This window comes from Pseudacidovorax sp. (assembly GCF_017991995.1).
Taxonomy (GTDB): Bacteria; Pseudomonadota; Gammaproteobacteria; order Burkholderiales; family Burkholderiaceae_C; genus Xenophilus.
In genome coordinates, this window is record NZ_JAGOPN010000002.1 from 74614 (window position 1) to 87396 (window position 12783).

At 69.7% G+C, this 12783-nt stretch carries 12 protein-coding genes; 6 read left to right on the top strand and 6 right to left on the bottom strand.

Annotated elements, in window-relative coordinates:
- A complete protein-coding gene (fahA, locus tag KBC94_RS02745) occupies window positions 1-1323 on the top strand; it encodes a fumarylacetoacetase (protein ID WP_294366100.1) in 1323 nt (440 codons plus the stop codon).
- Between the two features lie 83 nt (window positions 1324-1406).
- Here the strand turns inward: fahA and KBC94_RS02750 are convergent, their stop codons facing one another.
- From KBC94_RS02750 to boxC, 5 genes are all read right to left on the bottom strand, one after another.
- Window positions 1407-1841: a MaoC family dehydratase gene (locus KBC94_RS02750; RefSeq protein ID WP_294366103.1), complete on the bottom strand. Its 435-nt coding sequence runs from the start codon at window positions 1839-1841 to the stop codon at window positions 1407-1409.
- Window positions 1842-1857: 16 nt separating this feature from the next.
- A complete protein-coding gene (locus tag KBC94_RS02755; RefSeq protein WP_294366105.1) occupies window positions 1858-2217 on the bottom strand; it encodes a cupin domain-containing protein in 360 nt (119 codons plus the stop codon).
- A 124-nt stretch (window positions 2218-2341) separates the two neighbouring features.
- Window positions 2342-3622, bottom strand: a complete 1281-nt coding sequence (gene boxA / locus KBC94_RS02760) for a benzoyl-CoA 2,3-epoxidase subunit BoxA (RefSeq protein ID WP_294366106.1) — start codon at window positions 3620-3622, stop codon at window positions 2342-2344.
- A 105-nt stretch (window positions 3623-3727) separates the two neighbouring features.
- The gene (boxB, locus tag KBC94_RS02765) at window positions 3728-5155 is read right to left on the bottom strand and encodes a benzoyl-CoA 2,3-epoxidase subunit BoxB (RefSeq protein WP_294366108.1); all 1428 of its coding nucleotides are present in this window, start codon (window positions 5153-5155) and stop codon (window positions 3728-3730) included.
- A gap of 45 nt (window positions 5156-5200) precedes the next feature.
- Window positions 5201-6892 carry a 2,3-epoxybenzoyl-CoA dihydrolase gene (gene boxC / locus KBC94_RS02770; RefSeq protein WP_294366110.1) on the bottom strand — a complete coding sequence of 564 codons (1692 nt, stop codon included), beginning with the start codon at window positions 6890-6892 and terminating at the stop codon, window positions 5201-5203.
- A gap of 304 nt (window positions 6893-7196) precedes the next feature.
- On the opposite strand from boxC, the gene KBC94_RS02775 reads away from it, so the two are divergent.
- Entirely contained in the window at window positions 7197-7451 is a 255-nt protein-coding gene (locus KBC94_RS02775) for an AbrB/MazE/SpoVT family DNA-binding domain-containing protein (RefSeq protein WP_294366766.1), read from the top strand.
- The gene (locus KBC94_RS02780) at window positions 7445-7765 is read left to right on the top strand and encodes a type II toxin-antitoxin system PemK/MazF family toxin (protein WP_294366767.1); all 321 of its coding nucleotides are present in this window, start codon (window positions 7445-7447) and stop codon (window positions 7763-7765) included. The genes KBC94_RS02775 and KBC94_RS02780 overlap by 7 nt, the downstream gene beginning before the upstream one ends.
- Before the next feature lie 38 nt (window positions 7766-7803).
- Here KBC94_RS02780 and KBC94_RS02785 read toward each other — a convergent pair whose 3' ends face one another.
- Window positions 7804-8766 carry a helix-turn-helix transcriptional regulator gene (locus KBC94_RS02785; protein ID WP_294366112.1) on the bottom strand — a complete coding sequence of 321 codons (963 nt, stop codon included), beginning with the start codon at window positions 8764-8766 and terminating at the stop codon, window positions 7804-7806.
- Between the two features lie 242 nt (window positions 8767-9008).
- Between KBC94_RS02785 and KBC94_RS02790 the strand changes: the two genes are divergently transcribed.
- From KBC94_RS02790 to KBC94_RS02800, 3 genes are read left to right on the top strand one after another with little or no spacing between them, the layout of a single operon-like run.
- On the top strand, window positions 9009-9482 hold the full coding sequence (locus tag KBC94_RS02790) for a DUF4863 family protein (protein ID WP_294366114.1): 474 nt from the start codon (window positions 9009-9011) through the stop codon (window positions 9480-9482).
- Between the two features lie 3 nt (window positions 9483-9485).
- Complete coding sequence (locus KBC94_RS02795; RefSeq protein ID WP_294366116.1) at window positions 9486-11039, top strand: 3,4-dehydroadipyl-CoA semialdehyde dehydrogenase; 1554 nt, start codon at window positions 9486-9488, stop codon at window positions 11037-11039.
- 50 nt (window positions 11040-11089) lie between these two features.
- Window positions 11090-12640: a benzoate-CoA ligase family protein gene (locus tag KBC94_RS02800; protein WP_294366118.1), complete on the top strand. Its 1551-nt coding sequence runs from the start codon at window positions 11090-11092 to the stop codon at window positions 12638-12640.
- Window positions 12641-12783 lie beyond the last annotated feature (143 nt).

Here is a 12783-nt window from a genome sequence, read left to right on the forward strand (position 1 = left end):
ATGACGCTCGACCGCACCCACGACGCCCGCGCGCGCAGCTGGCTGGCCAGCGCCAACGCATCGGGCGGTGACTTCCCGATCCAGAACCTGCCCTTCGGCGTGTTCCGCCGCGCGGGCAGCCACGAGGCCTTCCGCGGCGGCGTGGCCATCGGCGACCAGGTGATCGACCTGCAGGCCGCTGCCGCCACCGGCGCCTTCACGGGAATGGCCGCGAAGGCCTTGCAGGCCGCATCGCAACCCACGCTCAATGCGCTGATGGCGATGGGCCCCGAGGCCTGGCACGCGCTGCGCCTTGCGCTCTTCGATGCATTGATCGACGGCGCCACGGGCCCGGCCGCCGACGCGCTGCGCGCCGCGCTCGTGCCGCAGGCCCAGGCCGAGATGGGCCTGCCCAGCCGCATCGGCGACTACACCGACTTCTACACCTCGGTGCACCACGCGGTGAACGTAGGCCGGGTGCTCAAGCCCGACGATCCGCTCACGCCCAACTTCCGCTGGCTGCCCATCGCGTACCACGGTCGCGCCTCCAGCGTGGTGCCGAGCGGCACGGCCTTCCACCGGCCCATGGGCCAGGCCATGCCCCCCGGCGCCAGCGCGCCGCAGTACGGCCCCTGCCGCCGGCTGGACTATGAGCTGGAGATGGGCTTCTACGTGGGCCCCGGCAATGCCCAGGGCCGGCCCATCGGCATCGGCGAGGCCGAATCGCACATCTTCGGCATGTGCCTGCTCAACGACTGGTCGGCGCGCGACCACCAGTTCTGGGAAATGGCGCCGCTCGGCCCCTTCCTGGGCAAGAACTTCTGCACCAGCGTGTCGCCCTGGGTGGTGACGATGGAGGCGCTCGCGCCCTACCGCGTGGCCTTCGAACGTTCGAACGACGAGCCGCAGCCGCTCGCCTACCTGGACAGCCCCGCCAACCGCGAAGCGGGCGGCGTGGACGTGCAGCTGGAAGTGCGCCTGCAGAGCCCGCGGCACCGTGAGGCGGGGCATGCCGGCGACCGCCTGTCGGCCACCAGCTTCCGCCACCAGTACTGGACCCTGGCGCAGATGGTGGCGCAGCACACGGTGGGCGGCTGCAACCTGCAGCCGGGCGACCTGCTGGGCACCGGCACCATCTCCGGGCCCACGCCGGGCGAGGCGGGCGCCATCGTCGAACTGTCGCGCGGCGGCACGCAGGCCATCGACCTGCCGGCCACCGGCGAGACGCGCACCTTCCTGGAGGACGGCGACACCGTGATCCTGCGCGGCTGGTGCGAGCGCGAGGGCCATGCCCGCATCGGCTTCGGCGAATGCCGGGGCGAGGTGCTGCCGGCGGTGGGATAGCGAGGGCGGCGCATCGACGTCAGCAGCGCCAGCCGTTCAGCCCATCCAGCACAGTGCTGGCAATGGCCGGCCGGACCGCTCGGTCAGGGCAGTCGGAACAGACTGGTGACCATGGCGTCCAGCACCTGCACGTCGTGCTGGTTGAACAGCTGCCAGCGCCAGCGCAGGATGCCCAGGTGCGCCTTGGTGTCGGAGCGGCGCGCCTCGACCACCTCGGCCCGCAGGCGCAGCGTGTCGCCGGGCCGCACGGGCCGGGACCAGCGGATCTGGTCGATGCCCGGCGAGGCGAAGGATTCGGAGTCGTGCAGCGCCGCCTGCACCACCAGCCGCATGGCGATGGCGCAGGTGTGCCAGCCGCTGGCGATGAGTCCGCCGAACACGCCCTCGGCCGCCGCCTCGGGATCGGTGTGGAACCACTGCGGGTCCCACTGGCGGGCAAAGCCGAGCACCTCTTCCTCGGTAACGGCATGCGGACCGGCCTCGATGACCTGACCCGGGCGGAACTCGGCAAACTTCATCCGGTGCGCAACCGCCTCAGCGGGGCGCTTCCTCCAGCGGCGGCATGGCCTGCGCATGCAGCCGGGCGACCCAGTAGGTCGCACCGTCGGGGCCATAGCGCTCCTCGTGCGGCTGATCGGGCGCCAGCACGAAACGGTCACCGCGGTGCAGCACCCGGGTCTCGCCACCGACGGTGAGGGTCAGCTCGCCCTGCACCATCAAGGCTTCCACCGCGAAGGGATGGCCGTGGCTGGCGACCTGCGTGTCCGGCTCCCACATGCGCTCGGCCACCTCGTCGAAGCCGCGCTTGCGCGCCTGCGCCTCGTAGGCGGAAAAGCTGGGCAGCGCATCGGGGGCGATGGGGGCGGGGAAGGTGACGCTGGCGGGAGGATTCATCAGGGGCTCCGTGGCGAGGTGGGCCGGAAACGGCGACCCGCAAGTGTCTCGCGTCCGATGGCACTCTGGCGAGCCGACGTTCTCTATGGGCTCGATCGTGCACGTGCCCCCGGCCGTCTGTCCGTCAGTACGTCTCCAAGTGCAGCCGCCCTTCCTGCTTGAGCCGCGCGGCGATCTGTTCCCAGTCCAGGCCGGCCTCGTGGGCCACGTCGCGCAGGGCCAGCACCACGCCTTCCTCCATGCTCTTGAGCCCGCAGACATAGAAGTGGGCGGCCTCGTCGCGCAGCAGCAGGGCCAGGTCGGCGGCGCGGTCGCGCATCAGGTCCTGCACGTACTTCTTCGGCTGGCCGGGCGTGCGGGAGAAGGCCAGGTTGATGTCGATGAAGTCCTTGGGCAGGCTGGTCAGCGGGCCGAAGTAGGGAAGTTCCTGCTGGGTGCGGGCGCCGAAGAAGAGCATCAGCTTGCCGCCCTCGAACTTGCCGCTCTTGCGAAGGCGCCGCCGCCATTCGGTCATGGCCCGCATCGGCGCGCTGCCGGTGCCGGTGCAGATCATCACGATGTGCGACTTCGGGTGGTTCGGCATCAGGAAGCTGCTGCCGAAGGGGCCGACCACCTGTACCGTGTCGCCCACCTTGAGATCGCACAGGTAGTTGGAGCAGATGCCGCGCACGGCCTGGCCCTGGTGGTCCTGCGTGACGCGCTTCACCGTCAGCGACAGGTTGTTGTAGCCCGGGCGCTCGCCGTTGCGCGCGCTGGCCACCGAGTACTGGCGCGGCTGGTGCGCGCGGCCAAGCGCATCGGCGCCCGGCGGCACGATGCCGATGGACTGGCCCTCCAGCACCGGGAAGGGCATGGCGCCGAAATCGAGCACGATGTGGTGCGTCTCGCTGTCGAAGCCCGCTTCGGTGCAGTTAAAGTTGCCCGTCACCGTGGCGGTGATGGGGCTCTTGGGCGCATGCAGGTTGGTGTACGGATGCGCGGCCGACCAGGGCGGGCGGGTGGCGCCGTAGCTGGCCGAGTGGAAGGGCGCGGTGCCCGGCTCGGCCACGGCGTCCGCATTCGCCGGTGCAGCCGCGGGCGCGACCTCGGCGGCATCGGCGGGCACGCCTTCGGCCGCCAGTTGCTCTGACGTGAGTTCCGCGGGCAGCTCATCCCACAGCAGCTGTTCCTCGATCGGGTAGGCCTTGGCCGCCGGCACCGTGCGCCAGTTGTCGATGGAGCCCGTCGGGCAGGGCGAGATGCAGGCCATGCAGCCGTTGCAAACGTCGGCCTTGACCACGTAATTGCGGTCGTCGTGCGTGATCGCCCCGATGGGGCAGGTGGCCTCGCAGGTGTTGCAGCGGATGCAGATCTCGGGGTCGATCAGGTGCTGCTTGATCACGGCCACGTCCACAGCCATGTCCATCGTGTGTCTCCTTGCCGGCCTTGGCGACCGATGTGGGGGTGGGCCGGCAATCCGGGCCCCGGCGTCGGCCGTCCCTCTTCAGGACGGCCTCGGCGCATTGTGGGTTCAGGCGAAGCGCACGTACTCGAAATCGACGGGCTGGCGGTTGATGCCCATGACCGGCGGCGCGATCCAGTTGGCGAACTTGCCGGGCTCGACCACGCGGCCCATGAGCGAGGCGACGAAGGCGCGGTCCTCGTCGGTGGGCAGCCATTCCTTCTTCTTCGCCTCCCATTCGGTCTCGCTCACCACGCGGCCGTCCGGCGACATGCGGATGCCGGCCAGGGCGCCGATGGCGCGGTTGAAGGCCTTGTGCGGCACCGTGAGGCGGAAGGGGATGCCCGCCTTCTCGATCACCTTGTTCCAGCGCCCAACGCCGGCCACCGAGTCCTTGATGAAGTCGTCGCGCAGCACCTCGTTGAGCGCATTGAGCATCGGCACTTCCTTTTCCACCAGTTGGCCATCCTTGACCTCCAGGACCTTGTAGGTCTGGTTCTTGAGGACATGGTCGTCGGTGCGCTTGCCTTCTTCATAGCGGCCCTTGAGGCCCGAGCTGTAGAAGGTGGCGGCGTTGCTGGACTGGTCGGCGCCGAACAGGTCGATGGTCACCGAGTAGTGGAAGTTCAGGTAGCGCTGGATGGTCTCCAGGTCGATGGCGCCGGCTTCGCGCACCTTCTTCGGGTCGTCGGTCTTGAGCTCGTTCATCACCTGACAGGTGCGCTGGATCACGCGGCTGACGCCCGACTCGCCCACGAACATGTGGTGGGCTTCTTCGGTCAACATGAACTTGGTGGTGCGCGCCAGCGGATCGAAGGCGGACTCGGCCAGGGCCGACAGCTGGAATTTGCCGTCGCGGTCGGTGAAGTAGGTGAACATGAAGAAGGCCAGCCAGTCCGGCGTCTTCTCGTTGAACGCACCCAGGATGCGGGGGTTGTTCTCGTCGCCGCTCTGGCGCTCCAGCAGGGCTTCGGCCTCTTCGCGACCGTCGCGGCCGAAGTGCTTGTGCAGCAGGTAGACCATGGCCCACAGGTGGCGGCCCTCTTCCACGTTGACCTGGAAGAGGTTGCGCAGGTCGTACTGGCTGGGCGCCGTGAGGCCCAGGTGGCGCTGCTGCTCGACGGAGGCCGGCTCGGTGTCGCCCTGAGTGACGATGATGCGGCGCAGGTTGGCGCGGTGCTCACCGGGCACGTCCTGCCAGGCCTTCTCGCCCTTGTGGTCGCCGAAGTGGATCTCGCGGCTGGCGTCGCCCGGGTTCAGGAAGATGCCCCAGCGGTAGTCGCGCATCTTCACGTGGCCGAACTGGGCCCAGCCGTTGGGGTCCACGCTTACGGCCGTGCGCAGGTAGACGTCGAAGTTGGTGGAGCCTTCGGGGCCCACGTCGTCCCACCAGTTGATGAAGTTGGGCTGCCAGCCTTCGAGCGCGCGCTGCAGCGTGCGGTCCTCGGCCAGGTTGACGTTGTTGGGGATCTTCTCGCTGTAGTTGATGCTGCTCATGTCTCGACCTCTTTACTTGGAGAAATGGATGGGAGAGCCTGGGCGTCAGACGCGCTTCATGTCGAAGCCCGCCTTCTGGCCGGTGCCGTAGACCTTCAAGGCGCCTGCCTCGCCGACGGCGTTCGGGCGCTGGAAGATCCAGTTCTGCCAGGCCGACAGCCGCCCGAAGATGCGGGTCAGCATGTTCTCCTGGCTGGCAAAGCGCAGGTTGGCCTCCAGGCCGGTCAGGGCGTCGGGCGACATGGCGGCGCGCTCTTCCAGCGCGATGCGCAGTTCGTCCTCCCAGTCGATGTCGTCGGGCGCAGCGGTGACCAGGCCGAGCGTCATCGCCTCGTCGGCATCGAGCCGACGGCCGGCGGCCGCGCGGACGGCCTCCATCGGGCCGGACTCTTCGTAGAAGCGGCGCTGCAGGCGGCTCTGGTCGTTGACCAGGGGCAGCAGACCGAAGTTGAGTTCGTCCAGCACCAGCTTCGGCGCCTTCTCGGGCGCGTCGGGCAGGGCCAGCATGTAGCTGCGGTCGGCGGCGAAGGCCAGCTCGGCGAACAGGCCGGCGAAGCAGGAACCTTCGTCCACCACGGCGAACAGGGTGCGCGAGGACACATCCAGCCGCGCGAAGGTACGGCGCAGCGCGCCCAGCGTCTCGCGCGCCAGCCAGTGGTCCTGGTGCGCCAGCAGCTGGCGGTCGGCGGCCAGCACGGCCTCGGCCTCGCCGCGGGTCTTGAGCAGCCAGGTGCCGATGTCGGGCTCGTTGGTGCGCAGGTGCAGGATGGCGTCGTCCAGCTCGCGGGCCAGGGCCAGCGGCCACCAGCCGGCGCCGGCCGCCTCGATGGCCGCGATGTCGGCGGGCAGCGCGGACTGCGGGGCCTTGAGCGTGAGCGTGGCGGTGCGCTTGGTGCGGTCCACCGAGACCTCGACATGGGAGTAGCGCACGCTGTCGGCCGATTCCTCGCGCTGCAGGCGCGGCAGCGCGATGCCGCGGGCGCTGGCGGGGCGGGTGCTGCCTTCGGCCAGCTTCATGGCGCGCTCCTGCACGGCCGCGCCGAACTGCGCCGGCTTGGCCACGGCATCGACCAAGCGCCAGTCCACGGCGCGCTGGCCACGCACGCCTTCGACGCTGGTGCAGAAGATGTCGGCCAGGTCGTGGCGCACATGGCGCTTGTCGGTCACGCGGGTCAGGCCACCGGTGCCGGGCAGCACGCCCAGCAGCGGCACCTCGGGCAGGCTGACGGCCGAGGAGCGGTCGTCCACCAGCATGATCTCGTCGCAGGCCAGGGCCAGCTCGTAGCCGCCGCCGGCGCAGGCGCCGTTGACGGCGGCCAGGAACTTGAGGCCGGAGTGCTTGGACGAGTCCTCGATGCCGTTGCGCGTCTCGTTGGTGAACTTGCAGAAGTTCACCTTCCAGGCATGGCTGGAGAGGCCCAGCATGAAGATGTTGGCACCCGAGCAGAAGATGCGGTCACGGGCGCTGGTGACGATGACCGAGCGCACCTCGGGGTGCTCGAAGCGGATGCGGTTGAGTGCGTCGTGCAACTCGATGTCCACGCCCAGGTCGTAACTGTTGAGCTTGAGCTTGTAGCCGGGGCGCAGGCCGCCGTCCTCGGCAATGTCCAGCACCAGCCGGGCGATGGCGCCGTCGGTGCTGAGCGTCCAATGCTTGTACTGGCTGGGGTCCGTACGGTAGTCGACGGGCGCCTGGGCCGCCGAGGTGCTGCTTGCTGCTACTGCGCTCTCGCTCATGGGGTGTCTCCTGGGTGGGTCAACCGGAAGCAATTTGCATGTTGCTTCGTCGATGACATGCATCATCATGCATGTTTACGGGCGCGTCAAGTCAAGGCGGAGAAGGCCTGCCGGGTTTCGGGCTGGGGGAATCCCGAGGGAGCAACCAGGGCCGCGACGTGATCCGAGGCACTTCCTTCGCCTGCGCGCCGAGCCATCTTCGACGAGCTCAGGGCGAACGGCAGCAAGGCCAGATGACGTTGTTGCAAGGGGCTCTGGACAGGCCGGCGCTGGACGTAATAACATTGTTATTACTATGCCCGCTATCGCCGTCACCATTCGCGCCATCGGCAACAGCAAGGGTGTCGTGCTTCCCAAGACTGTGCTGGCTCAGGCCGGTCTGGAGGACGTCACTGACGCCGAATTGCTTGTCGAGAACGGCGTCATCCTGCTGCGCAAAGCCGCCCCCCGCGTCCGGGAAGGCTGGGCGGATGCCGCAGCCCGCGTGAACACCCAGGGCGGCGATGCGCTGGTCATGGGCGAATTCGGCAACGAAGGCGACGAGGACCTGGCCTGGTGAAGCGCGGAGAAATCTGGTTGGTCAACCTCGACCCCACAGTGGGCAGCGAGATCCAGAAGTCCCGGCCGTGCGTCATCGTCTCGCCGGCCGAGCTGAACGATCACCTGCGCACCGTGATCGTGGCGCCGATGACGTCCAAGGGCTTTGCCGCGCCCTTCCGCATCCCCGTGACGCACGCGGGCACCGAAGGCCTGATCCTGCTGGACCAGCTTCGCACGGTGGACAAGGTCCGCCTGGTCCGCAAGATGGGCGCGCTGTCCGCGAAGACCCTCGCCAAGACGCTGGCAACGCTGCAGGAAGTGTTCGCCCCCTGAACGGCGCGGGACAGGCAGGACGCTGTGCCCGCAGCTCGTCAGCCGCCCACCGGCTCCGCCATCACCTTCTGCACCGCCGCCCGCAGCGCCTCGAAGGCCTGCTGCAGCGTGGTGCCGCCGGTGTCGACCGTGAGGTCGGCCTTGGAATAGAAGGCCGCGCGGCCGTCGAGGATGCGCTTGAGGTCGTCCATGGCCTCGCGGCTGGCGGCCATGGGGCGCATGTCGCCCTGGGCGATGACGCGGCCCATGTGCTCCTCGGGCCGCGCCTGCAGCCACACGGTGGTGCAGTGGGCCAGCAGTTCGTTGAAGGTGGCCGGGTCGGAGACGATGCCGCCCGGCGTGGCGATGACCACCTCGCCGTAGATCTGCACCGTCTCTTCCAATGCGCGGCGCTCGTAGCGGCGGTACGCGTTGGTGCCGTACAGGTCGTGGATCTCGCGCACGCTGCAGCCGGCAAATTTCTCGATCTCGCGGCTGAGCTCGATGAAGGGCAGCCCCAGGTCCTCGGCCAACATCTGGCCCAATGTGGACTTGCCCGCGCCGCGCAGGCCCACCAGCGCGAAGCGGCGCTTGCGGGCGGGGTCGATGCCCGCCGTGCCCAGCAGCTCCCCCAGCGCCATGCGCGCGCGCCGCAGGTCGGCCTCGCTGCGGTTCTCCAGCAGTTCGCGGATCAGCAGCCATTCGGGCGAGCTGGTGGTCGCGTCGCCCAGCAGCTCGGCCATGGAGCACTGCAGCGCGCCGGCCACCTGCTGCAGCACCAGGATCGACACGTTGCCCATGCCGTATTCGAGGTTGGCCAGGTGGCGCTCCGACACGTCGGCTGCCTGAGCCACTGCTTTGCGCGTCAGGCCGCGGCGCGCGCGCAGGCTGCGGGCGCGCTCACCCACGGCCGCCAGCAGCGGATGGCGGTTCTCGCCGCCCGCCGCGGTGTTGGCCGCCTCCGGCGGATGCGCGCCTGCCTCCGCCACGCGGGGGAGCAGCGCGCTCTCGGGTTCGCTCATTGCATCGTCCTTCACAACGCCATTGTCGCGAGGCGCCACTGGCCCTCGCGTCGGCGGATTCATCGCCGGCCTTTCCGTCTTCGCCGAACCTAGGGATAACACCCAACATGCACTATGTTGCTTGACATGCATCAGGCGCGCTTCTATGGTTCGTACGCAAGCAAGATACTGCACATCAACGACGCCGGCAAGCACTGGCGTCAACCCGCAGAGAGACAAGCATTCCGCCAGCGAGACCCACGATGTCCAAGGAAGCCTTCCATGCCCAAGTGGCCGCACTGACGGCCCAGATCGCCGGCCGGCCACTCGATGCCGCGCTGGACGCCTGGCTCAACGCCGAACACGGCGCGGGCAGCGCCACCTACGCCCAGCTCAAGGCCAGCTGCGAAGCGGGCGTGGCCGAGGGCTGGCTGTGCGAGCGCGAGGGCGGCGGCATCCGCTACGGCCGCGTCTTCAAAGCCGAGGACGCCCTGCATCGCTTCTCGGTTGACGTGGTCGACATGCAGGACATTGCCGGTCCGCACCATGTCCACCCCCACGGTGAGATCGACCTGATCATGCCGCTGGCCGACAGCCGCGCCGCCTTCGACGGCCGGCCCGCCGGCTGGTGCGTCTATCCGCCGGGCAGCGCGCACCGGCCCACCGTGAGCGACGGCCGCGCGCTGGTGCTCTACCTGCTGCCCGAAGGGCGCATCGAATTCACCAAAGGCGCCTGAGCCATGAGCCTCGAACTCCTCCAGAACCACGTCGCCGGCCGCTGGCAGGCGGGCACCGGCGCCGGCACACCGCTCCTCGATCCGGTGCTGGGCACCGGCCTCGTGCGCGTGGACGCCACCGGCCTGGACCTGCCCGCCGCCTTCGCCTTCGCGCGCCAGGCCGGCGGCGGTGCCCTGCGGGCGCTGAGCTACCGCGAGCGCGCCGGCCTGCTGGCCGCCATAGTGAAGGTCCTCCAGGCCAACCGCGACGCCTATTACGAGATCGCCACCGCCAACTCCGGCACGGTGAAGAACGACTCGGCGGTGGACATCGACGGCGGCATCTTCACGCTGGGCCAGTACGCCAAGTGGGGCGAGTCGCTGGGCGACGCGCATGCCCTGAAGGACGGCGAACCGGTGCGGCTGGGGCGCGAGCCCCTCTTCCAGTCGCAGCACGTGCAGGTACCGGTGCAGGGCGTGGCGCTGTTCATCAATGCCTTCAACTTCCCGGCCTGGGGCCTGTGGGAGAAGGCCGCGCCGGCCCTGCTCTCGGGCGTGCCGGTGATCGTCAAGCCTGCCACGGCCACCGCCTGGCTGACGCAGCGCATGGTGCGCGACGTGATCGAGGCCGGCGTGCTGCCGCCGGGCGCGCTGTCCGTGGTGTGCGGCAGCTCGGCCGGGCTGATGGATGCGCTGACGCCCTTCGACCTGGTCTCCTTCACCGGCTCGGCCGACACCGCGGCGCTGATCCGCGGCCATGCGGCCGTGGCCCGCCATTCGGTGCGCGCCAACATCGAGGCCGACAGCCTGAACAGCGCCCTGCTTCTGCCCGGCGCCGCGCCGGGCGATGCGGTGTTCGAGCTGCTGGTCAAGGAGGTGGTGCGCGAGATGACGGTCAAGTCCGGTCAGAAATGCACCGCCATCCGCCGCGTGCTGGTGCCCGAGGCGCTGTATTCACCGGTGGCCGAGGCCGTGTCCGCCCGACTGGCCAAGGTGAGCGTGGGCAATCCGCGCAACGAGTCGGTGCGCATGGGTTCGCTGGTCAGCCGCGAGCAGTTGGCCTCCGTCCAGCAGGGTCTGCAGCAGCTGGAGGCCGCGGCCGAGGTGCTGCACGACGGCCGCCGCACGGCGCTGGTGGATTGCGACCCGGCTGTCGCCGCCTGCATCGGCCCGGTGCTGCTGGGTGCGCGCGATGCCGACGGCGCGGGCGTGGTGCACGACGTGGAAGTGTTCGGCCCGGTGTCCACGCTGCTGCCCTACCGCGACCTGCCGCATGCGCTGGCCCTGGCCGCGCGCGGGCTGGGCTCGCTGGTGGCCTCGGTCTACGGCAGCGATCCGGCCGAGATCGGCCGCGCCGCCCTCGCGCTGGCGGCCAGCCACGGCCGCGTGCATGCGGTGACGCCCGAGGTGGCGCAGGCCCACACCGGCCACGGCAACGTGATGCCCATGTCGCTGCACGGCGGCCCGGGCCGCGCCGGTGGCGGCGCCGAGCTGGGCGGCCTGCGGGCGCTGGACTTCTACCACCGCCGTGCGGCGGTGCAGGCCAGCCCTGCGGTGCTGGATGCGCTGGTGCCGTGACGCGCGCCTGACAAGAAAAAAGAGCCCCAGGGAGTGACTAGGAGACAACGATGAGCCTGCCCGCCCGCTTCAACTTCGCCGAACACCTGTTCGCCCTCAACCGCGGCCGCGCCGCCAAGGCCGCCTACATCGACGACCGCGGCGTGCTCAGTTATGGCGAGCTGGAGGACCGCGCCCGCCGCCTGGCGGCGGCCCTCACCGCCGCCGGTGTGCGGCGCGAGGAGCGCGTGCTGCTGCTGATGCACGACACGCAGGACTGGCCCGTGTGCTTCCTGGGCAGCCTCTACGCGGGTGTGGTGCCGGTGGCCGTCAACACCCTGCTGACGGCCGACGACTATGCCTACATGCTCGAGCACAGCCGCGCCCAGGCCGCGCTGGTGGGCGGCGCGCTGTTGCCGTTGCTGCAGAGCGCGATGGAAAAGGGCACGCACGAGCTGCAGTCGGTGATCGTGGCCCAGCCCACTGCCGCCTTGCCGCGCGGCATGCAGGCGCTGGAAGACGCCATCGCCGCCGTCGAGCCACGGTCCGCCCCCGCGTCCACCACGCCCGACGACCCGGGCTTCTGGCTCTATTCTTCCGGCTCCACCGGCAAGCCCAAGGGAACCGTCCACACCCACGGCAACCTGTGGTGGACGGCCGAGCTCTATGGCAAGGCCGTGCTGCAGCTGACCGAGCAGGACGTGTGCTTCTCGGCCGCCAAGCTCTACTTCGCTTACGGCCTGGGCAATGCGCTGACCTTCCCGCTGTCGGTGGGCGCCAGCGTGGTGCTGATGGCCGAGCGGCCCACGCCCGAGGCCACCTTCAAGCGCTGGACGCAGGCCGAGCACAAGCCCACGGTCTTCTTTGGCGCGCCGACGGGCTATGCCGGCATGCTGGCCTCGCCGCTGCTGCCGGCGCGCGATCAGGTCGCGCTGCGCATGGGCTCCTCGGCCGGCGAGGCGCTGCCGGCGGACATCGCCCAGCGCTTCAAGGCGCACTTCGGCTGCGACATCATCGACGGCATCGGCTCCACCGAGATGCTGCACGTCTTCCTCTCCAACCGGCCGGGCGACGTGCGCTACGGCAGCACCGGCCGTCCGGTCGAGGGCTACGAGGTGGAGCTGCGCGGCGAGGACGGCCGCCCCGTGCCCGACGGCGAGGTGGGCGACCTCTACATCCGCGGCCCCAGCAGCGCGCTGATGTACTGGGGCAACCGCGAGAAGACGCGCGAGACCTTCCTGGGCGGCTGGACCAAGTCCGGCGACAAGTACGTGCGCGATGCCGAGGGCTACTACACCTACGCCGGCCGCAGCGACGACATGCTCAAGGTCAGCGGCATCTATGTCTCGCCCTTCGAGGTCGAGGCGACGCTGGTGCAGCACCCGGCCGTGCTGGAGGCCGCCGTCATCGGCGTGGCCGATGCCGAGGGCCTCACCAAGACCAAGGCCTACGTGGTGCTCAAGCCCGGCCAGCCCGCCACCGATGCCGAACTCAAGGCCTTCGTGAAGGACCGGCTCGCGCCCTACAAGTACCCGCGGCTGATCGAGTTCATCGACGAGCTTCCCAAGACCGCCACCGGCAAGATTCAGCGCTTCCGGCTGCGAGAGCGGGAGCAGGCATGAGTCGAATGGCCATGCACGATCACGCGCTACCGAGAGCAGGCGCGCTGTCTTGCTCCCTCCCCCGCTGGGGGAGGGCTGGGGTGGGGGCCGGCAGCGCCCCTTGCGTCCGCACGGGCCCCCATCCCCACCTTCCCCCAGCGGGG